This is a genomic window from Paenibacillus sp. GYB006 (assembly GCF_036577645.1).
GTDB lineage: Bacteria > Bacillota > Bacilli > Paenibacillales > Paenibacillaceae > Paenibacillus.
Genome location: NZ_JARBDA010000077.1, coordinates 1 through 352, shown reverse-complemented (window position 1 = coordinate 352; position 352 = coordinate 1). Strand labels below are relative to the sequence as shown.

At 48.0% G+C, this 352-nt stretch carries 1 rRNA gene; it reads left to right on the top strand.

The window, feature by feature from the left end:
* Positions 1–352 (top strand): 23S ribosomal RNA (locus tag PV403_RS25375); the annotation flags it as partial.

Sequence of the window (352 nt, the reverse complement as noted above, 5' to 3'; positions counted from 1 at the left end):
GCAGCCACCATTTAAAGAGTGCGTAATAGCTCACTGGTCGAGTGACTCTGCGCCGAAAATGTAACGGGGCTAAACACACCACCGAAGCTATGGCTTGAATCGACTTCACTGCTTCTTTGAGGTAGTGGAACCTGAATGAACATTTTTGTCAGACTTCTTATGAAATGAAGGATGACCAAATGCACTCAGGGGATAAACACACTTCGAAGGCGGAGTGAAGTCGATTCAGGGGTAGGGGAGCGTTGTATGCCGGGTTGAAGGTAGACCGGAAGGACTGCTGGACTGCATACAAGTGAGAATGCCGGTATGAGTAACGAAAAGATCAGTGAGAATCTGATCCGCCGAAAACCTA